We start from the raw sequence: 19,743 nt of genomic DNA, 5'->3' as shown, positions 1-19,743 counted from the left end.
AGGTTCAATTCAATAATTTTTCTAATTGCTCATCCAAAGCTTTTCCTCGCAGATTTTTAGCGATGATGATACCATGCTCGTCAATCAGGAAATTATTTGGAATTGCATTGATACCATACATCAGGGCAGCTTTGTTTTTATCACCGCGCAGATCGCTCACATTGTCCCAGGTTAGCTTGTCTTTCTTAACTGCGGCTAGCCATTGTGCTTTATCGTCATCCAAAGAAATACCCAATACGTTAAATCCTTTAGCTTTAAAGCGGGCGTAGGTGAGGACTAGATTTGGATTTTCTTCACGGCATGGCCCGCACCAGGATGCCCAGAAGTCAAGCAGAATATATTTGCCTTTTACCTGTGATAGTTTAAAGTTTTTACCGTTTGTATGTAACTGTTCAAAATCGGCATAGTGATCACCTATTTTCAGGTTTTTAGCAAGCGCAAGGTACTCGCTGATTTCTTTTCCATATTGGGAGGCCTTCATTTCGGGAGCCATGTTTTGATAAAGAGAAGCGGTGATATCCTTACCCCAGGTAGTGGTATAGATATCGAGCACGTTGGCCGCTACCAGCGATTGCGGATTGCTTTTTACCCATTGTTGCTCTACCTGTTTGCTTTGTGCATCCACAGATCTGATCTGTGCGATCAAGCTTTTTCTTGCTATGCTATCTTTAGTGTTCGTCAAGATCAGGTTTAGACTGTCAGAACGATTGTCGAAGGGCTTACGCAAGTTTGCAAGTTGCATATCTTCATCCTGCGTAGCAGAACCTGTGATTGATCCTTTTTTGAATTCGCCGGCTTTAAGTGCCATATTGATTGTGGTGTTTTCAAGCCAGAGATGGACATAATTTGTGTATTTAGCGGTATGTAAGTATACGGGAGTAGCAGGATCAGTAATTTTCCCAGTCATTTCAAATTTACCATCTATAACACGACATGAATCAATGTCTTTGTCGGGTTTGGCTGTACGCAGATAAAGCCATGTGCTGTCTGGCAAACCACTAACTGTTCCTTTAATTTGGTAACCTGGTCCAGCCGGCAAAAATGCAAAAGCAGAAAGGATGCAGACCGTGAGTAGGATAAAAGTATATTTCATGGGGTTGTATAATTATTTGAGTTAAAATTAGCTGGTTAGTTGTTAATTTTTCTGGGAATTAGACCGACCACCTTAGTTTTTCGACTGAATACTAATAGCTGGTTTAGTCGAAAAAAGTTAACGCTTTGTCGAAAATCAAGAAGTATACTTTTTGCCCTGAACAGAATATCCTTATTTTGCGTCATGAAGGCTAATAAGTATTGGGTAGACCGGAAATATTTCTGGATAGAATTAGGCTTTATCTTTTTCCTTTCCTTTATGATCACCTTGATCAGTGATCTGGAATACAGTACCTATGTGCAACACGATATGTCGAGGTTTAGCGAAGACTATGGCTACCGACTAATCACTGAATCACTCAATTTATTCTGCTATGGTGTATTATACTGGGGGTTTTTAAAACGCTATGTTTTTAAGCGTAAACTGATTGGCGTGATGCTATCTTGCGTTGGCTTTGTGATACTTAATCATATTTTCGACAAGTATGTGACCAATTGGGCGCTGATCCATTCAGATATTGTATCCGGGGAGTTCCGTAAACGGGCATTAAAAGATATGCTTGAACCCAAGATACTATTCACGTTTAATTATATGTTGATCTCGGCGATCTTTCCGTTAATCGGTCTAGCTTTTTTGGTACGGTCGCTAACGCAGGATCGTGATATGAAAGCGTTGAAAGAGCAACAATTGATCTCAGAGCTTAATTATCTGAAGGCGCAGCTCCACCCACATTTCTTTTTTAATACGATTAACAATATCTATGCGCTGGCATTAAAACAATCAGCAGATACGGCACCAATGGTAGCCAGGCTAGGGGAAATGATGCGGTATATTCTTTATGAAGCTGATCAGAAGACTGTGCTCTTGTCAAACGAAATCGATTTTCTCTCCAGCTACGTCACCGCAGAAAAGATCAGACATCAGGAACAGATCAATATTAGCTTTGATGCTCAGGGCATCAAAGCCGACGCCCGGATTGAACCTTTGCTGCTGTTACCGTTTATAGAAAATGCTTTTAAGCACGGTTTGGAAGAAGAGACCAAGTCTGGCTTTGTACATATTGTGATTTGTGAGACGGATGAAGACCTGACCTTGCAGGTGAGTAATAGTAAGCCGGAACTGTTAAGAGGTAAAGCGCCTGCAGGTATTGGCATCAACAATGTGCTTAAGCGACTTGAATTGCTATACCCTGACAAGTATAAGCTTAACGTGAATGAAGATGTTGAAAGTTATGAGGTTACTTTAATTATTACCACCGTATGATCAGATGTATTATCATAGATGATGAGCCGTTAGCACAGGAGGTACTGGAAAACCTGATCAGCCGTTTCCCTGCCTTAAAACTGATAGGGAAATGTAATAATGCAATAGCGGCGTTTGAGATGCTGCATAACCAAGCGATAGACCTGATGTTCCTGGATATCAAAATGCCTGGTATTAACGGACTAGATTTTATCAGTTCCTTAAAGGAACCGCCCGCAGTTATTTTTACCACTGCGTTTGCTGAACATGCTGTTCAGGGTTTTGAATTGGATGCCGTAGATTACCTTCTGAAGCCGATAAGTTATGAGCGCTTTGAGAAAAGCATCCATAAAATATTGAAAATCTTTAAACCGGAAGGGGAGGTTCAAAAAGACTATACCTATTTTAAAATATCGGGGAGGTTAATCAAAGTGCCTCATGCCGAGTTGATGTATGCACAATCTGTTAAAGATTATATAATGCTGTGTACGACTACAGGAAATTACCTCACGCACATGACGATGAAGTATTTGAATGAGTTGTTACCATCTCCAGTATTTTTAAGGGTTCATCGTTCTTATCTGGTAAATCCCTCGCACATTAGCCGTTTTGATAAAAACACCATTCAGGTTGGAGCGGAAGTGATCCCGGTAGGTGAAAATTATCGGGGCAATATGGAGAAGATAACCTAGCTGGAAAACTGATTTTGTAGATCCGATACTGGGTTAAGTATATGAAATTGTGTTGCTTGATTAATGCTCAAATTTCTGTTCAATTACATCGCTTTTCTTGAAGATATTAAAGGTTGGGCGGATGATCTTGACACTACGTTTAGAGAGATCTACACTGGCATTTAATTCGAAACCGAGTAGTAGAATCAGGGAATTAAGATATAGCCAGATCATCATTACGATGAGGGTACCGATAGAGCCGTATACTTTGTTGTAAGAACCAAAATGGTTGATGTAGAATGTAAATCCCCAGATGGTTAGGAAGGCAAGAATTGTTGCCAGCCAGGAACCGGCGCTAAAGAACCGCCACTTCTTGGCATTTGCAGGCCCATACCGATACAGGATGGATGTTGTTACAAAATATAACGTGCCAAGCAATGCCCATCGTGTAAACTGGATGGCATAGTAGGTGAGGTTGCCTTTAATGTGGAGTTCTGTTTTGATATAGGTTAAGGCAATTTCTCCAACCGTCATGGCGCCAATACAGACGATTACAGATAACGCGATGATTAAGGTGAGTACAACGGCAATGAGTCGCCTTTTAAGCCATGTACGGGTCTCTATAATCAGCGAAGACTTATTGAAAGCCTTCATCAGGTTGTGCACACCATTTGTTGCAAAGAACAGGGAGAGTACAAAACCGAAAGATAATAAACTGCCGTTCTGGATTTTTACAATTTCCTCAATGGTTCCTTCAAAAGCCTCGAAAGCTTTAGATGGAAGAATTAAAGCAATCAGCGACATCAGCTGATCCTGAAAGCCCCTGGGTAAAAAAGGGATCAGCGTAAACAGAAAGATGATGGCCGGAAAAATAGCCAGCATGAAGTTATAAGCCAACGATGTTGCCCTGTTTGGGAGAGAATCTTTTTGAATCTCTTTAAAGAAAAAAGCGGCAACAGTATAAAGGGGAAGTGGGCTAAAACCGGGTAAAACATAGACTTTGGTCCATTCTATGAACATAGCATAGAATTTTAGCCTTAATAATTGTCTGTGTACCCACTCCATTTATCAAATCTACTCAAAATACTGGCCAATTCTTGTCATGAAGTTTTGTGGCGGAGGGCATGGTCTCTTTTTCACCATGTCGAAAAACACGAGCGTAGTGGCACCCAGGTTAATAAGGTCGCCAGTTTCGTTAAACAACTCGTAAGTAAAATAAATACGTACCCCAGGCAATTCCTTAACAGTAGTCTTGATTGTAATTTCCTGATCGTAATAAGCAGGTTTGATAAATTTACTATTCAATTCGAGCAATGGCATCATTACACCGGTTTCTTCCATGTCGCCATACGACATACCCAGGCTGCGCAGCATTTCTACCCGGCCAACTTCATAGTATTGGGCGTAATTGCCGTTGTACACATAGCCCATTTGATCAGTTTCACTATACCTTACGCGGATTGTTGTGCTGTGTGTATACATATTCTTATCTGAAAATTTTTCTTGCGTTTAAGGCATCTCTGTATTTTTTCGCATTGATCTCATGCTCTGCTTTTGTTTCTGCGAAATTGTGATAGCCTGAAAAATCTTCTTTGGCGCACATGTAGATGTAGTTGTTGGTGTTTTTGTTCAATACTGCGTCAATTGCATTGATGCTGGGCATCATTACCGGCCCTGGAGGTAAGCCTGCATATTTGTAGGTATTGTATTTCGAATCTACCTGCAGAAGCGCGTTGGTTACTCTTTTTACGGTAAAGTCGTTATTGGCAAAGATCACCGTTGGATCTGCCTGGAGTTTAATACCTCGGGTTAAACGGTTCAGGTATAAACCGGCAATGATCGGCATTTCTTTATCGTAAATAGCTTCTCCATCTACAATAGATGCCAAAACAGTAACCTCAGCAGGAGTGAGGTTCAATGCTTTTGCTTTTTGCAATCTTTCAGGATTCCAGAATTTGGTATATTCTTTATGCATTTTCTCGAAAAAATCGATCGGGCTGGTATTCCAGTACATATCATAAGTATTCGGGATAAACATCGTGTAAATATTGTCTGTGGTGAAACCATAGTTTTTAACCAGCTGTGCAGAGTCCAGCACTTTAATAAAGGCCAGAGAATCTGCCTCTAATGTTTTTGCCAGATAGCCTGCAAACTCTTCCTTACGACGGATGTTCTGGAACTTCAGTTTTACGGCATCCTGATTGCCAGATTTGATTTTGTTGATCAGCTCGCGGTTTGTAGCTCCTTTCTTTAGTTCGTAGCGGCCCGGTTTTACGCGCTTTGCCAGATCCATTTTAGCAGCTGCTTCGTTAAAAGATGCTGCGTCTTTCAGCATATGCTTACTGGTAAGCTCGGCAATTACATCATTTGCTGTAGCGCCGGTTTTGATATACAGGTATTTCTCAGTTCCGCTCACGTTGGGCGAGAAGTACACTTTATAAAGTTTCATTCCGAAAAAAGTTCCGGAAAGGAGGATAATCAGGATGAGTACTAATGCGATTTTTTGGGTAGTGCTTAAGCTTTTTTTCTCGTTGCTCATTGGTAGATTAGAATCTAATTCGATTTATTTGACAGGACGATATTGATCGGAGTACCGATTTTTACTTTTGTTACAGAGTCTGTAAGGGCAGGGGTTTGCATCACGATAACAGCGCTGGCGCTATCTGTAATTACACCTTCGTAGGTGATAGTTCCAAAAGAAAGCATTGATCCTTTTAAGGAGAACCTGGCCTCGTCTTTTGTTAAGCCAATTAAGGCGGGGATGTCTACTTCTTCGTTTCCACGACCGTCGCCAAGTACCAGGTCTACTCTGGATCCCCTTAATATAGTTTGTCCGGTTTGAATAGGCTGTCCGCCGAAAGTTGCAGCTAATACCACATCTCTGCTCACGTCGGCTCTGTAAGTGGTATCGCCAATTTTAAGTCCGTAGCTTTCCAGTAAGGGTTGTACTTCGCGCAGGGATTTGAATTCAATATCAGGGAATTTAACGCTGGGTACTTCTCCTTTGTTAATGGTCAGGTAAATTGTTCTGTTGTCTTTTACAAAGGTATTGGCTTCAGGATCCTGATCTATAACAATGCCCGGAGGTTTATCCATAATATATACAGAATCTACTTCGTAACGAAGGCCAGCTTCTTCGAGTTTGCTTACTGCCTGGGTAAAGGAAAGTCCTTTTAATGAAGGTACGTTGAGGCCTTCGCCATGTTTTGTATAATACCTCAGACTAAAAAAAGCGATCCCCAGCAACACAATCACCGTAACGATGGCTGATAGTAAATTGTTTCTGAAGGACTTAGTTTGTAAATAGGCTATGAATTTGCTCATTGAGTTTTCTTGCTGCGGTATATTTTCATCAAATTTAGCTTAAAAAAATATTTTATAGGAATTAAAATCATTTGGGGTTAAACTAATTTATATTTTTGATGCTAACAAACCAACGACAATTATGTTGGATGCCGGCTGCAATTTAGCCTTTTAGAAAGACGACAAATGAAAAAAACGATAGCATTACTTACCGGTGGTACAACAGGGGAATGGGTGATCTCTGTTAAAAGTGCGGCCACCATAGCACAGAATCTTGACCCCGATAAATTTGATGTTTATAAGATCATGCTGACCAAGCAAGGTTGGTTTTATGAGCCTGCCGATTCTGTAAGGATAGAGATTGATCGCAACGATTTTTCTTTAACTATTAAAGGACATAAAATTACTTTTGAGGGCGTATTTATTGCTATTCACGGAGAGCCTGGCGAAGATGGCAAACTGCAGGGTTACTTTGATATGCTCGGTATCCCGTATACTACCTGCAACGCATTAACTTCTGCTGTGACTATGAACAAAGGGTATACTAAAGCTATTGTTCAGGATATTCCCGAGTTGCACGTGGCTAAATCAGCGCAGATTTTTAAACACAGTCCGTATCAGATTGAACAGATTAAAAAAGACCTGAAGTTGCCTTATTTTGTGAAACCAAACAATGGTGGGAGCAGCATCGGCATGAGTAAGGTAAGCAATCAGTACGATTTGACATCGGCTATTGATAAAGCCTTTGCTGAGGATACACAAATCCTGATCGAAGAGTTTATCACCGGTAGGGAATTTACTGTGGGGGTTGTGAAATTAGGCGGAAAGATTATTGTTTTGCCGGCCACAGAGGTGGAGACGGGTAAAGAATTTTTCGACTTTGAGGCTAAATATACACCGGGCGTAGCTACAGAAACCACACCGGCTAACATCAAGGATGATACAAGAGAACGTGTTGTGCGTATCGCTACTGCTGTTTATGAAAAGCTGAATTGCCGCGGCGTAGTGCGGATTGATTTTATCCTTGGGCCAGAGGAGGGTGATTTCTATTTTATCGAGATCAATACCATCCCCGGACAAACGGCAACAAGCTTTATCCCGCAACAGGTTGCTGCAATGGGTATGAAGTTGAATGATTTCTATACAGCTCTGGTGCGGGAAACAATTGGCTAAATCTTAATTTTTTTCCAGCCGCCTCTTTTAAATAAGATATAACCGGCTAAGGCTATTCCTGTTTCTGCGATGGGAATAGCCATAAATACGCCTTTTGGTCCCATATTGAAATGTTTTGCCAATACGTAAGCTAAAGGAATCTGAAATAGCCAGAATCCGAAGAAATTGACTATGGTGGGTGTCCAGGTATCTCCAGCACCATTAAATGTGCTAACAAGTACCATCCCTATTCCATACAAAATATAACCCGTAGCCAGGATGTGAAGTGCTGTGATGGCTACTTCCTGGGTTTTGGGATCGTTGGTGAAAAACGAAACCAGCCAGTCGGCACCGATGAAAGTGATTGCGGTAACAATGGCCATATAGATAATGTTGTACTTGGCTACTTTTAATACAGAATCTTCGGCGCGTTGCAATTCTTTGGCCCCTAAGTTCTGACCAACTAATGTTGCTGCTGCGTTGCTCATACCCCAGGCAGGTAACATGAAAAACATCATGAGTCTGAGTGCTGTCTGATATCCGGCAGAGCCATAATCTCCACCGGTAGTTGCTACCAATTGTGCCAGGAAGATCCAGCTGCAAGAGGCGATAATAAACTGAAAGATAGCGGGTGTTGCTATTTTAAGTAACGCTTTAACCTGCTCCCATTGTAATTTGAAATATTCAAGGCGTGCTTTGACAATATTTTTGCCATTTAGCAGTTGCACCATTTGGTAGGTTACCCCGGCACTGCGGCCGATAGTAGTAGCAATAGCTGCACCTGTTAATCCGAAAGCGGGGATAGGTCCGAGGCCGTTGATGAGGATAGGACAGAGGATGATATTTGCTCCGTTGGCAATAACCAGACTCTTCATGGCAATGGCGGCATTGCCGGCACCACGAAAGATTCCATTGATGAGGAAGAGCAGTACGATAATGATGCTACTGCCCATCATGATCTTAATAAATGTTGTTCCGTGATCAGCAGTTTCCTGCGAAGCTCCCATCAGCAATAAAATTTCCCGTGCGTAGATGATCCCCGCCGCGCTGAGCACTAAATTAAAAAGTACGGCAACACTGATGGCCTGTAAACCTGCTCTGGATGCTGCTTCAGGATTCTTTTCGCCAATACGGCGTGCCACCACTGCCGTTGCGGCCATACTCATACCCACCGCCAGCGAATAGATTATAGTAAGCACGGATTCTGTTAGCCCTACAGTTTGTATAGCGTGACTGCTGTTGTGCAGGTGACCAACAAAATAGAGGTCGACCAAAGCAAACACAGATTCCATGGCCATTTCCAGCATCATAGGAATAGCCAGCAAGATGACTGCTTTACGGATAGAGCCTTGAGTGAAGTCAAGGTCGCCACCCTTAAATGCCGTAATCAGCAGGTCAAATGCTTTTCTGGATTTGGTTGGTGTTGTGGTCATATTTTATATACTATAGGCAAGGATCATCTCCTCGTTAACTTTGCAGCCTTTACCTGTTGTGGTATCAATCATTACATAATCAAAGTAACCATCAGCAGCGATTTTTTTTGTGCGTACATTTTCCATTTCAAATTGTACGCGGCATCCTTTTTCGTTGATGGTGAGAATACCGGTGCGGACTTTGACGATATCACCAAGAATTAACGGACGTTTGAAGTCTACATAGGCTGTGCGTACTACCCAGCCAAAGCCACTGTTGAGGAAGGATTCCATCGGCATTTTATAGAAAAGGTCCATTTGTTCGTATCTTGCAGCAAGCACATAATCAAAGTATTTGCTGTTGTGCACATGGTTGAACATATCGATATCATCTGGGCGGACTTTAAGTTCAGTTTCAAAAATGCTATACTGGTTCTTTTCCATAGGGTTGGCTTATCCAGCAAAAATAGGAAATAGCTTCATGTATCTATGGTATGTATTTGTTAATCTTTAAAACTTAGCTTATCTTTGTCGCTAATTAATTAATTATACACACTTTAGTATCATTCAAGAATGTATTTAAGTACTGAGAAGAAAGCCGAAATCTTCCAAAAACACGGCGAAGTAGCAACCAACACTGGTTCTGCAGAAGGTCAAGTAGCGTTATTTACTTATCGTATTGCGCACTTAACAGAACACTTGAAGAAAAATCGTAAAGATTTCTCTACTCAATTGTCACTTCAGAAATTAGTAGGTAAACGCCGTGGTATCCTGGCCTATCTATTTAAAAAAGATATCAACCGTTATCGTGCAATTATCAAAGAATTAGGTCTAAGGGACATCATCAAACCTTTAGGTTCATCCAGAGATAGCAAGTAAGCGAATAATATCACAAAAAGCCATCCTTTTCAGGATGGCTTTTTTACATTGAAAAGTAAAACACATATATAAATCCGGTGTGTAGAAAGAGGAAAACACACCACAACAACTTTTAAATGAATGTAATAAAAAAATCGTTCGATCTGGGCGATGGTAGAACAATCGAAATTGAGACCGGTAAATTGGCTAAACAAGCTGATGGTTCTGTTGTCGTAAAAATGGGAGACACCATGCTTCTTGCTACAGTAGTATCTACAGTAGGTGCTAAAGCGGGTGTTGACTTCTTGCCACTTTCTGTAGATTATCAGGAGAAATATGCTGCCGCTGGCCGTATCCCTGGTGGTTTCTTACGTCGCGAGGCTCGTTTATCAGACTATGAGGTATTGATCTCACGTTTGGTTGACCGTGCTTTGCGTCCGATGTTCCCTGAAGACTATCACTCTGATACACAAGTGATGATCTCTTTGATTTCATCTGACAAAAATATTATGCCGGACTGTCTTGCTGGTTTAGCTGCTTCGGCTGCTATTGCGGTATCTGACATTCCTTTTAACGGACCGATCTCTGAAGTTCGCGTAGCGAAAATCGATGGTCAGTTTGTAATCAACCCTTATGTTAGCGATTTAGAGCGTGCAACAATGGAATTCCTTGTTGCGGGTACTGAAAATGATATCGTGATGGTTGAAGGTGAAGCTGATGAGATTTCTGAAGCCGATATGGTTGAGGCAATCGAATTTGCACACAAAGCAATTATCGTTCAGGTTCAGGCACAGAAAGAACTGGCTGAGTTAGTAGGTAAAACGGTTAAACGTACTTACTCTCATGAAGACAGCAATCCTGAGTTGAAAGAGCAAGTATATGCAGCTACTTATGATAAAGTATATGCAATTGCAAAAAGCAATACTTCTAAACAAGAACGTGGAGACCAGTTTGGCGCAATCCTGATGGACTTTATCGCTTCTTTAGGTGAAGGTATTGATGACGTTACCGGATTCTTATCAAAAAAATATTTCCACGATGTACAATATGATGCCATCAGAAATCTTGTTCTTGACGAAGGAATTCGTTTAGACGGACGTGATGTACGTACGGTACGCCCGATCTGGAGTGAAGTAGGTTATTTGCCTGCAGCACATGGTTCGGCAGTGTTTACCCGTGGTGAAACACAATCTTTGACCACTGTTACTTTAGGTTCTAAAGACGATGAGCAAATGATTGATGGTGCTTTCGTTAACGGTTACAACAAATTCTTGTTGCACTACAATTTCCCAGGTTTCTCTACAGGTGAAGTTCGCCCGAACAGAGGTGCTGGCCGTCGCGAGATCGGTCATGGTAACTTAGCTATGCGTTCCCTGAAAAAGGTATTGCCTGGTTTGGAAGAAAATCCATATACCATCCGTATCGTTTCAGACATCCTGGAATCTAATGGTTCTTCTTCAATGGCTACCGTTTGTGCGGGTACATTAGCTTTGATGGATGCTGGTATCAAAATCAAAGCACCTGTTTCAGGAATCGCTATGGGGTTGATCACAGATGAGAAAACTGGTAAATATGCAATCCTTTCTGATATCCTGGGTGATGAAGATCATTTGGGTGATATGGACTTCAAGGTTACAGGTACCGAAAAAGGTATCGTAGCTTGTCAGATGGATTTAAAAATCAATGGTCTGAAATGGGAAGTGTTAACAAACGCTTTAATACAGGCTAAAGAGGCTCGTCTTCACATCTTGAACGAGATGAAGAAAACGATATCTGCTCCACGTGAGGATTACAAAGCACACGCTCCACGTATCGTTTCATTAACAATTGATAAAGAATTTATCGGTGCTGTAATTGGTCCCGGTGGTAAAATTATTCAGGAAATGCAACGTGAAACCGGCGCTTCGATCTCTATCGAAGAAGTTGGTAACAAAGGTATCGTTGAGATCTTTGCTGACAATAAAGCGGCAATTGACGCTGCTGTTGGACGTATCAATGCAATTGCTGCTAAACCAGAGATTGGTGCTACTTACGATGGTAAAGTAAAATCAATCATGCCATTTGGTGCTTTCGTTGAAATCATGCCAGGAAAAGATGGTTTACTCCACATTTCTGAAATTGCATGGGAACGCTTAGAAACTATGGACGGTGTATTGAAAGAAGGTGACAGACTACAGGTTAAGTTACTTGATGTTGATAAACAAGGTAAAATGAAGCTTTCAAGAAAAGTTTTATTGCCTCGCCCGGAGAAAAAAGATAACGCTGAGAAACCAGCCTAGTCTTTTATCTGCTTAGGCATATGAATAGTTAAAACCCCGCTTTTTGCGGGGTTTTTTCGTTTACAAAAGTTTATTTATTTTATATTTACCAGATGAAACACCTGGTAGCACCCTCTGTACTTTCTGCTGATTTCGGTAATCTGCAACGTGATGTTGAAATGATCAATGCCAGCGCTGCCGATTGGTTTCACGTAGATGTAATGGATGGGGTTTTTGTACCCAATATCTCTTTTGGCTTTCCGGTGATGGAAGCCTTGAAAAAACATGCCACCAAGCCTTTGGATGTGCATCTGATGATTGTTAACCCTGATCAGTTTATTTCGCGCTTTGCTGAGGCCGGCGCTTATAGCATCACTGTTCATTACGAAGCATGCACGCATTTACACCGCACGATACAGGCTATCCATAATTCCGGATGCAAGGCCAGCGTGGCTCTTAACCCACATACTCCGGTAGATTTATTGCAGGATATTATTGGTGACCTGGATATGGTGCTGATTATGTCGGTAAACCCGGGATTTGGCGGTCAGCAATTTATCCCAAATACCTTAAACAAAGTGATGCAATTGCGGAATATGGCCAATCGGCATAACCCGGAACTTATTATCGAAGTTGATGGTGGTGTTGGTGAAAGCAATATCGCCACACTGATCGAAACAGGGGCTAACGCTTTTGTTGCCGGCAATGCCATTTTTGCTGCGCCATCGCCTTCAGATATGATTGCCGCCCTGAAGTCTGTTCCTAATGGAATTGTCAATATCTAAATTTTGTTGACTGCCAGCTTAGCTAAAACACTTACATTTACAACCATAACAAGTAGACACATGACACATAACTTTGGTGCAGGTCCCTGCATTTTGCCTCAGGAAGTATTTAAACAAGCTGCTCAGGCGGTTCTGGATTTTAAAGATGGTTTATCTATTTTGGAAATCTCGCACCGTACCCCTGAGTTTGAAGCCGTTGTAGCTGAAGCGGGTAAATTGGTTAAAGAATTATTAAATGTACCGGAAGGATATTCGGTGCTGTTTTTACAGGGTGGTGCGAGTCTTCAGTTTGCGATGGTTCCAATGAACCTTTTGCCTGAAGGTGGTACAGCAGCCTATCTGGAAACAGGTGTTTGGGCTAATAAAGCTATTAAGGAAGTATCGACCTTTGGTAAGGCGAATATTGTTGCTTCTTCTAAAGACAGCAACTTTACTTTTATACCAAAAGATTTGAGTATTCCCGAAGACAGCGCATATTTCCATTATACTTCTAACAATACTATTTATGGTACGGAGCTATTTAATGTTCCTGAAACCAGCGTACCTGTAGTTTGTGATATGTCGTCCGACATCATGAGCCGCGTTATTGACGTATCTAAATATGACCTGATTTATGCGGGTGCACAAAAAAATATTGGACCTGCGGGTCTTACTGTTGTGATTGTTAAGGACGAGATCCTTGGTAAGTCGGGCAGAAAATTGCCGTCGATGTTAGATTACAAACAACATATCGACAATGGCTCTATGTACAACACGCCTCCGGTATTTTCTATTTATGTAGCGATGCTGAACTTGCGTTGGTTAAAATCTAAAGGTGGAGTAGCTGATATCGAGAAAGAAAACATTGCTAAAGCGAATGCTTTATATATGGAGATTGATAGAAACCCATTATTTAAAGGCACTTGTGCTGTTGAAGACCGTTCTAGAATGAACGTTTGTTTCGTGATGACCAATCCGGAACTGGAAAAACCTTTCCTGAAGTTTGCTGAAGAGAACGGCGTTGAAGGAATTAAAGGACACAGAAGTGTAGGTGGTTTCAGAGCATCGATGTATAACGCACTGCCAATTACGAGCGTACATGCCCTAATAGAATTAATGCAAATTTTTGCTGAAAAGCATCCAAATAACTAATTGAAATGATCAAGATTCTTGCAAACGATGGGATTGATCCCATAGGTAAAGCATTATTAGAACAAGCTGGTTTTGTTGTTGATACGGAAACAGTTCCTCAGGACAAATTAATTGAAGCATTGCAGAATTACGACGGATTAACTGTACGTAGTGCCACTAAAGTACGGCAGGATGTAATTGATGCCTGCCCAAACCTGAAGCTTATCGGTCGGGGTGGGGTAGGTATGGACAACATTGATGTTGACTATGCAAGAAGTAAGGGTGTAGCTGTTGTAAATACACCTGCGGCTTCTTCTTTATCTGTTGCTGAGCTTGTATTTGCGCATTTGTTTACCGGCATCCGGTTTTTACAGGATTCTAACCGTAAAATGCCTGTTGAGGGTGCTACACAGTTTAATAACTTGAAAAAGGCCTATGCTAAAGGTATTGAGCTTCGCGGAAAAACGATGGGGATAATCGGCTTTGGCCGGATTGGTAGGGAGACGGCTACCCTGGCATTAGGCTTAGGTATGAATGTTTTGGCTTACGACTTGTTCCCTTATGACGGCACGATTACTTTAAACTTCCAGGGCGACCTGAAACTTGATATCCCGGTACGTACCGTGTCTTTAGAAGAAGTTATTACCAAAAGTGATTTCATCTCTTTACATACGCCATTTGCCGACAAGCCTATTTTAGGTAAAGCTGAATTTGATAGTATGAAAGCTGGTGTTGGTGTAGTGAACTGTTCACGTGGTGGTACGATAGATGAGGCGGCTTTAATTGACGCACTGGACAGTGGTAAATTAGCTTTTGCTGGTCTTGATGTATACGACAATGAGCCTACGCCTTTAGCAGCTATATTGCATCATCCTAAAATCTCTTTAACGCCGCATATCGGTGCATCCACAAACGAGGCACAGGAACGGATTGGGACTGAGCTTGCGGAACTGATTATCGCACATTTTAAAAATTAAATGATAAAGGCCTGGAAATTTCCAGGCCTTTATTTATTTCAGGGAGTTTGTTAGTGCCCAGTATCTGAAGCCTAAAACGGCCTTTTGGGCAGTACTTAATTTATTGGGATCTTTTTGGGAATAACTTGGCAGGATGGCGTTGTTTATCTTGACCAATAGTTTAAATAACGTTTTCATATCAGGTTGTTTTTAGTTTTTTACGCTGCATATAGATGTATGCGCCAATGCCTATGAGTAACAAAAAGACAATATACCAGGCACCGCTCATCGGTTCGGGCTTGTTTAGCTGATCCCTCAGTATTGCGTTGTTGTCCTGAAGTTTCTTTATTGCCGCCATATAGCTGTTGAGACGTTCTGTGTTGTCAGTCACAGATGATTTCACCTGCTGAACCTGAAGATCTTTATAGTCGAGCAATACTTTAAGCTCCTTGAATATGGTATTGTCGTTCAAAGTAATCTGACGCAAGATCTCGTTTGAATTACGGATGTCTTGTTTGGTCTGGAAGCCAAAGATACCTGTGCGTTCGTTCAGACTCTGTTCATATTGTCCGAATTTTGTGCTCCGCTCGGCAAGCAGCGCGTTGATCTTTGCACGCTGCGTTTCGTAGGCCGAGGTATCAACTTGTGCATGCGTTGTACTAAAAGAGAAGAGAAGGGCGAAAATGCAGATCAGTCGGGTCATAGTATATTTTTTGTATACCAATCAAACTTCATGCCTTAGAATAGGCTAGGAGTGGAATTCGACCCTAACGATGTCACTAAGGTGTAAACCCAGGAGTCCGCTGGCTTTTCCTTTGTTAATGGCGATCTCCAGATGGTTACTAATGCCAAAAAGACATAGTTTTTCTCCTTCGGGAACTTCATTATAGTGCCAGCTTAGCTGTGTAATGGTTTCACTTTTACGGAAGTACAGCGTGAAATCGCGGTTACGCTGAATTTTGGTAAACAGGTCTTTCGTGATATTGGTGATCACGTTGCAAAAAGTATCAATATAGATTACACTGCCACGGATGATATCTCTTTCGATAACAGGTTGCAACAGCATGCGTTCCTCTACTTTTTCTGCAGGAACGCCGATGTCTTTTAGCTTGCCACCTTTAGCGAGGTGGATGGCAGCTTTAACAAAAATATCCACCAGCGGAAAGTGGAGATATTTAAGATCCTGCATAATATTAAGCTCTACGAGTTCTTCAGGTGCCTCATCAAAAAGGAGCGAGAAAATACCATTATCGGCACCCACAAAGTAGTGGTCGTGGTGCTTCAAAGCCATGTATCTGGTATTCTCGCTGAACACTGAATCTATACCAATCAGGTGCACAGTTCCTTTAGGAAAATAAGGGTAGGTATTCTTTAACACAAAGGCCGCATACGAGATGTTAAAGGATGGAACTTCATGGGTGATATCAATAATATTGGCCGTAGGAAGGATGCTCAGGATACTGCCTTTAAGGGCAGCCTGATAGAAATCCTTGGAACCTAAATCCGTTGTTAAAGTGATAATCGCCATTAAAAATTGAATATTTATGCTTAATCTTGCGTAAGCGGCAAATCGCGTACAAATATTCAATTTTTAAATCAAAGTATACACCTCTATCTTAAAAAACAATATTTTGAACGAAATTAAACTCACTTTAGAATCCGTTGATCCGGCTCAGTTTTGGGGGACTAACAACGAACATTATGAGCTGATTAAGCACGCTTTTCCGAAGCTAAAATTAGTGGCGCGAGGCACTGATGTTAAGGCTTTAGGTGATGAGAAGGAACTGGCACTTTTTGAAAGTAAATTTGACAGCCTTGTTGCGCATCTGGACAAATACCGGTCGATGACGCCGAATGACGTGGAGTCAATTTTGAACTTCAGGAAATCGCCGGTTGCGGCAGAGCCTGCAGCAGAAAAGCCTGCCACTGTGAACGGAGAAGTCATAGTTTTTGGGAACAATGGGCTGATGATCAAGGCGCGTACTGTTAACCAGCGTAAGATGGTCGACAGCATTATCAAGAATGATGTTCTGTTTGCCATCGGCCCTGCCGGAACAGGAAAAACGTATACAGCAGTAGCACTTGCTGTGCGGGCCTTGAAAAATAAAGAAATCAAAAGAATCATCTTAACCCGTCCGGCTGTTGAAGCTGGAGAGAGTCTGGGCTTTTTGCCGGGTGATTTAAAAGAAAAGGTAGATCCTTATTTACGTCCGCTATATGATGCACTGGACGATATGATCCCTGCTGAGAAGCTGAAGTTATATTTGGAGAACAGAACAATTGAGATTGCTCCGCTGGCATTTATGCGTGGAAGAACTTTGGACAACTGTTTTGTAATCCTTGATGAGGCTCAAAACTCTACAGACCTGCAGTTGAAAATGTTCCTTACACGAATGGGGCCAACGGCAAAGTTCATTGTAACGGGAGATGTAACACAGATCGACTTACCGAAAAAACAGATGTCGGGCTTGCACAATGCCCTTCGTATACTCGGAGACATCCCTGGCATCGATATCATTTACCTGAACGGAGATGATGTGGTGCGACACAAGCTTGTTAAAAGAATCTTAAAAGCCTACGGCGATATACAATAATTTATACCACAAAAGCGATTTGGCGCACACCATGAAAGCAATAAAAGAAACACAATTTAACTTTCCAAAACAGACCAGTTTTTATAAAGGCAAGGTCAGAGATGTATATACTATCGACAACCAATATATGGCTATGGTGGTTACCGACAGGATTTCTGCATTTGATGTAGTTTTACCTGAGGCAATTCCATTTAAGGGACAGGTATTGAACCAGATTGCCGCTAAGTTCCTGGCAGCGACGCAGGATATTGTGCCCAATTGGGTAATTACCGTTCCTGATGAGATGGTAACCATTGGCCGCATCTGCGAACCTTTTAAGGTAGAGATGGTAATCAGGGGTTACCTTGCCGGTCACTCTGCACGCGAATATGCAGCTGGCCGCAGAGCGGTATGTGGTGTAACCTTGCCAGAAGGACTGAAGGAAAACGATAAGCTTGATGAGCCAATTATAACACCTACAACTAAAGCGTCGGTAGGACATGATGAGGATATTTCCAGAGAAGATTTACTATCTAAAGGGATCGTATCTATTCAGGATTATGACTTGCTGGAAGAATATACCCGTGCTTTATATAAACGTGGTACTGAAATGGCGGCTGAGCGCGGCTTGATTCTGGTTGATACGAAATATGAATTTGGTAAAGTAGGAGATACGATTTATCTGATTGATGAAATCCATACACCGGATTCTTCACGCTATTTTTATGCTGATGGTTATCAGGAGCGTCAAGATGCCGGTGAACAGCAAAAGCAGTTATCTAAAGAATTCGTGCGCCGTTGGTTGATCGAAAATGGATTTCAGGGTAAAGACGGACAGGTTATTCCAGAGATGACTCCAGAGATCGTTGAATCTATCTCTGACCGTTATATTGAGTTGTACGAACAGATTACTGGTGATACATTTGTGAAAAACGACAGTGCAGATGTAAGTCAACGCATAGAAGAAAACATCAATAAAGCAATTGCCGCTTTATAATGTAATAAAGCTTAAACACAAAGAATATGGCATTAACAGTTGATAAACACGAAAAATACGTTGTTGTTAAACTCAATGAGGCTCAATTTACGAATGACAATACCCCTTTGCTGAAATCAGAATTTATTCATCTGACATCTCAGGGTTACAGAAATATTATTATGGACCTGTCGAGCGTACAACACTGTACAGACTCTCAGGATCTGAGCTGCTTGTTGGTAGGCGACAGGCTGTGTAAAAAAGAAAATGGGATCTTCCTGATTACCGGGGTCAGTACTGAACTGGAAAAGATTATTGAGATCTCAGGATTGGACGAAACACTGAACTTTGTGGCAAGTCTGGAGGAAGCTGCAGACCTTGTTTTTATGGAGGAGATTGAGAAAGATCTGCTTGACGATTTTGATGAGGAAGATTAATGAAGTTTGAAGTAACGATATTAGGAAGCAGCTCGGCCACTCCGGTATATAACCGGAATCCAACGGCGCAGTTGCTGAACTGCAACGAGAAGGTTTATTTGATTGACTGCGGCGAAGGGATACAGCAGCAGATGATTCGTTATGGGTATAAGACGAGCAAGATTGATTATATTTTTATCAGTCACCTTCACGGTGATCATTATTTTGGTCTGATTGGGTTATTGTCGAGTATGCACTTGAATGGGCGGATCAAACCTGTGCAGCTTTTTGCCCCGGCACCTTTACTTGAAATATTAGAACTTCAATTTAAGCACTCTGATACGATACTGAGATACCCCCTTGAGTTTACGCCGGTATATGCAGATGAAAACAGATTGATCTATGAGAATGCTGATGTCTCTGTTGAAACGATTGTATTGAATCACCGCATTCCCTGCACTGGTTATAAGTTTACAGAGAAGAAACGCCTGCGCAAACTTCTTGTTGAAAAGCTGGAAGCCGATGGTGTGCCGGTTTCTTACTACCCACTGCTTAAGCGCGGTGTAGACCTGGATCTGCCGGATGGAAAGGTAATCCTGAATGCCGACTATACTATTGACTCCAATGCGCCTAAATCGTATTGTTATTGTTCAGATACGTTAGCAGACGACAGTTACCTGGAGCCGCTTCGAAATTGCACGATGTTGTACCATGAAGCCACATTTTTGCAAGAGATGCTTGACAGAGCAAATCAAACCTTTCACAGCACCGCTTTACAGGCTGCTGAGGTTGCTGTAAGAGTTGGTGCAGGTAAATTGCTTATCGGACACTTTTCATCACGTTATAAAACACTACAGCCGCTCCTTGATGAAGCGGCTGCAGTATTTCCTAATACAGAACTTGCATTGGAAGGTATAACGTTCGAGATTTAGCTCCCT

General features: G+C 41.8%; 22 protein-coding genes. 12 read left to right on the top strand and 10 right to left on the bottom strand.

The genetic code is table 11. From position 1 onward, the window contains the following. Positions 1–4: 4 nt before the first annotated feature. The gene (locus CLV32_RS02180; RefSeq protein WP_133551928.1) at positions 5–1,093 is read right to left on the bottom strand and encodes a TlpA disulfide reductase family protein; all 1,089 of its coding nucleotides are present in this window, start codon (positions 1,091–1,093) and stop codon (positions 5–7) included. Positions 1,094–1,276: 183 nt separating this feature from the next. Here CLV32_RS02180 and CLV32_RS02175 point away from each other — a divergent pair, with 183 nt between their 5' ends. Then, the gene (locus tag CLV32_RS02175) at positions 1,277–2,356 is read left to right on the top strand and encodes a sensor histidine kinase (protein ID WP_133551926.1); all 1,080 of its coding nucleotides are present in this window, start codon (positions 1,277–1,279) and stop codon (positions 2,354–2,356) included. Then, entirely contained in the window at positions 2,353–3,027 is a 675-nt protein-coding gene (locus CLV32_RS02170; RefSeq protein WP_133551924.1) for a LytR/AlgR family response regulator transcription factor, read from the top strand. The genes CLV32_RS02175 and CLV32_RS02170 overlap by 4 nt, the downstream gene beginning before the upstream one ends. A gap of 60 nt (positions 3,028–3,087) precedes the next feature. On the opposite strand, the gene CLV32_RS02165 is transcribed toward CLV32_RS02170, so the two are convergent. From CLV32_RS02165 to CLV32_RS02150, 4 genes are read right to left on the bottom strand one after another with little or no spacing between them, the layout of a single operon-like run. Beyond that, positions 3,088–4,071: a YihY/virulence factor BrkB family protein gene (locus tag CLV32_RS02165; protein ID WP_133551922.1), complete on the bottom strand. Its 984-nt coding sequence runs from the start codon at positions 4,069–4,071 to the stop codon at positions 3,088–3,090. Positions 4,072–4,080: 9 nt separating this feature from the next. Continuing rightward, positions 4,081–4,488, bottom strand: a complete 408-nt coding sequence (locus tag CLV32_RS02160) for an acyl-CoA thioesterase (RefSeq protein WP_133551920.1) — start codon at positions 4,486–4,488, stop codon at positions 4,081–4,083. Positions 4,489–4,492: 4 nt separating this feature from the next. Next, positions 4,493–5,545 (bottom strand): endolytic transglycosylase MltG, encoded by a 1,053-nt coding sequence (gene mltG / locus CLV32_RS02155; protein WP_133551918.1) that lies wholly within the window; start codon positions 5,543–5,545, stop codon positions 4,493–4,495. Positions 5,546–5,559: 14 nt separating this feature from the next. Further along, entirely contained in the window at positions 5,560–6,330 is a 771-nt protein-coding gene (locus CLV32_RS02150) for a PASTA domain-containing protein (protein ID WP_133551916.1), read from the bottom strand. A gap of 165 nt (positions 6,331–6,495) precedes the next feature. Here CLV32_RS02150 and CLV32_RS02145 point away from each other — a divergent pair, with 165 nt between their 5' ends. Continuing rightward, a complete protein-coding gene (locus CLV32_RS02145) occupies positions 6,496–7,482 on the top strand; it encodes a D-alanine--D-alanine ligase (RefSeq protein ID WP_133551914.1) in 987 nt (328 codons plus the stop codon). Here the strand turns inward: CLV32_RS02145 and CLV32_RS02140 are convergent. Together CLV32_RS02140 and CLV32_RS02135 are read right to left on the bottom strand one after the other, a co-directional pair. Beyond that, complete coding sequence (locus CLV32_RS02140) at positions 7,479–8,894, bottom strand: MATE family efflux transporter (protein WP_133551912.1); 1,416 nt, start codon at positions 8,892–8,894, stop codon at positions 7,479–7,481. The genes CLV32_RS02145 and CLV32_RS02140 overlap by 4 nt on opposite strands. A gap of 3 nt (positions 8,895–8,897) precedes the next feature. Next, entirely contained in the window at positions 8,898–9,317 is a 420-nt protein-coding gene (locus CLV32_RS02135; RefSeq protein ID WP_133551910.1) for an acyl-CoA thioesterase, read from the bottom strand. A 129-nt stretch (positions 9,318–9,446) separates the two neighbouring features. Here CLV32_RS02135 and rpsO point away from each other — a divergent pair, with 129 nt between their 5' ends. The 5 genes from rpsO (at position 9,447) to CLV32_RS02110 (ending at position 14,861) form a co-directional block, all read left to right on the top strand. Continuing rightward, positions 9,447–9,752: a 30S ribosomal protein S15 gene (gene rpsO, locus CLV32_RS02130; protein WP_133551908.1), complete on the top strand. Its 306-nt coding sequence runs from the start codon at positions 9,447–9,449 to the stop codon at positions 9,750–9,752. A 116-nt stretch (positions 9,753–9,868) separates the two neighbouring features. Then, positions 9,869–12,010 (top strand): polyribonucleotide nucleotidyltransferase, encoded by a 2,142-nt coding sequence (gene pnp / locus CLV32_RS02125; protein ID WP_133551906.1) that lies wholly within the window; start codon positions 9,869–9,871, stop codon positions 12,008–12,010. Between the two features lie 92 nt (positions 12,011–12,102). Continuing rightward, a complete protein-coding gene (rpe, locus tag CLV32_RS02120) occupies positions 12,103–12,774 on the top strand; it encodes a ribulose-phosphate 3-epimerase (RefSeq protein ID WP_208110934.1) in 672 nt (223 codons plus the stop codon). A 60-nt stretch (positions 12,775–12,834) separates the two neighbouring features. Continuing rightward, the gene (serC, locus tag CLV32_RS02115; protein ID WP_133551902.1) at positions 12,835–13,905 is read left to right on the top strand and encodes a 3-phosphoserine/phosphohydroxythreonine transaminase; all 1,071 of its coding nucleotides are present in this window, start codon (positions 12,835–12,837) and stop codon (positions 13,903–13,905) included. A 5-nt stretch (positions 13,906–13,910) separates the two neighbouring features. Further along, positions 13,911–14,861: a D-2-hydroxyacid dehydrogenase gene (locus tag CLV32_RS02110; RefSeq protein ID WP_208110933.1), complete on the top strand. Its 951-nt coding sequence runs from the start codon at positions 13,911–13,913 to the stop codon at positions 14,859–14,861. 33 nt (positions 14,862–14,894) lie between these two features. On the opposite strand, the gene CLV32_RS23030 is transcribed toward CLV32_RS02110, so the two are convergent. Genes CLV32_RS23030 through CLV32_RS02100 form a run of 3 tightly spaced genes read right to left on the bottom strand, consistent with a single transcriptional unit; the run spans position 14,895 to position 16,368 of the window. Further along, on the bottom strand, positions 14,895–15,038 hold the full coding sequence (locus tag CLV32_RS23030) for a hypothetical protein (RefSeq protein WP_166641859.1): 144 nt from the start codon (positions 15,036–15,038) through the stop codon (positions 14,895–14,897). Between the two features lies 1 nt (position 15,039). Next, on the bottom strand, positions 15,040–15,543 hold the full coding sequence (locus CLV32_RS02105; protein ID WP_133551900.1) for a hypothetical protein: 504 nt from the start codon (positions 15,541–15,543) through the stop codon (positions 15,040–15,042). Positions 15,544–15,588: 45 nt separating this feature from the next. Then, positions 15,589–16,368 (bottom strand): SAM hydrolase/SAM-dependent halogenase family protein, encoded by a 780-nt coding sequence (locus CLV32_RS02100; protein WP_133551898.1) that lies wholly within the window; start codon positions 16,366–16,368, stop codon positions 15,589–15,591. Positions 16,369–16,471: 103 nt separating this feature from the next. Between CLV32_RS02100 and CLV32_RS02095 the strand changes: the two genes are divergently transcribed. Genes CLV32_RS02095 through CLV32_RS02080 form a run of 4 tightly spaced genes read left to right on the top strand, consistent with a single transcriptional unit; the run spans position 16,472 to position 19,737 of the window. After that, the gene (locus tag CLV32_RS02095; protein ID WP_133551896.1) at positions 16,472–17,434 is read left to right on the top strand and encodes a PhoH family protein; all 963 of its coding nucleotides are present in this window, start codon (positions 16,472–16,474) and stop codon (positions 17,432–17,434) included. 31 nt (positions 17,435–17,465) lie between these two features. Next, positions 17,466–18,410 (top strand): phosphoribosylaminoimidazolesuccinocarboxamide synthase, encoded by a 945-nt coding sequence (locus tag CLV32_RS02090; RefSeq protein ID WP_133551894.1) that lies wholly within the window; start codon positions 17,466–17,468, stop codon positions 18,408–18,410. A gap of 26 nt (positions 18,411–18,436) precedes the next feature. Continuing rightward, positions 18,437–18,826, top strand: coding sequence for an STAS domain-containing protein (locus CLV32_RS02085; protein ID WP_133551892.1), 390 nt, complete (start codon positions 18,437–18,439; stop codon positions 18,824–18,826). Further along, entirely contained in the window at positions 18,826–19,737 is a 912-nt protein-coding gene (locus CLV32_RS02080; protein ID WP_133551890.1) for a ribonuclease Z, read from the top strand. Before CLV32_RS02085 ends, CLV32_RS02080 begins: the two co-directional genes overlap by 1 nt. Positions 19,738–19,743 lie beyond the last annotated feature (6 nt).

It is taken from the genome of Pedobacter duraquae (assembly GCF_004362245.1).
GTDB lineage: Bacteria > Bacteroidota > Bacteroidia > Sphingobacteriales > Sphingobacteriaceae > Pedobacter > Pedobacter duraquae.
The sequence above is the reverse complement of the archived record's forward strand: the minus strand, read 5'-3'. Positions and strand labels throughout refer to the sequence as shown.